The sequence below is a fragment of the Pseudomonas sp. 30_B genome (assembly GCF_017491605.1).
GTDB lineage: Bacteria > Pseudomonadota > Gammaproteobacteria > Pseudomonadales > Pseudomonadaceae > Pseudomonas.
Map to the genome: position 1 here is coordinate 1 of NZ_JAFGYY010000170.1, position 522 is coordinate 522.

The 522-nt window shown below is 46.0% G+C and carries 1 protein-coding gene; it reads right to left on the minus strand.

All coding sequences use genetic code 11. The features are described 5' to 3' along the window. Window positions 1-522 (minus strand): putative type VI secretion system effector (locus J5M67_RS27770; protein WP_207888590.1); only part of this gene is annotated, 522 nt, incomplete at both ends.

A 522-nucleotide genomic window follows, 5' to 3' on the forward strand; every position in this document is an offset into this window, starting at 1 on the left:
TATAAATAAACGGCATAAATTTTCTAGAAATATTGATTGCTATCAACCCATATATAATAAATGATCCCGCCGATGCCATGAAAATCAATTCGGCAACCACCCACCAATCATCGTATCCCTTAATAAAATACATGAGTGATATGAGCGCACCCATCGAGCACACCATAAAAATAAAAAACAATGCAAAAATTTTTGCAGCATTCCCAAAGAAAGACAATCGCACTCGAGAGCAATGCGGATATAACGAAATCGTCCGGTCTGATGGTCGAAGTACGGCAAATGTTCGATACGTTCCATCCCTCAATGGCTCCGCCACAACCTCTACTTCGTCACCATCCTGAAATGGAAACCACATCAACCAACCTGTGATTTTCTTCCCATCGATTTCGAATTGAACCCTGTCGGCCTCCTCTTTTACCCCCGCCAGAGACGCCAAACCGACCGCGCCTCCCGAACCGGCTAACGCTGACGCCACCGCCGTAAGCCCAGCGGCTGAGCGGTCCGAATCATTCAACAGAAAAT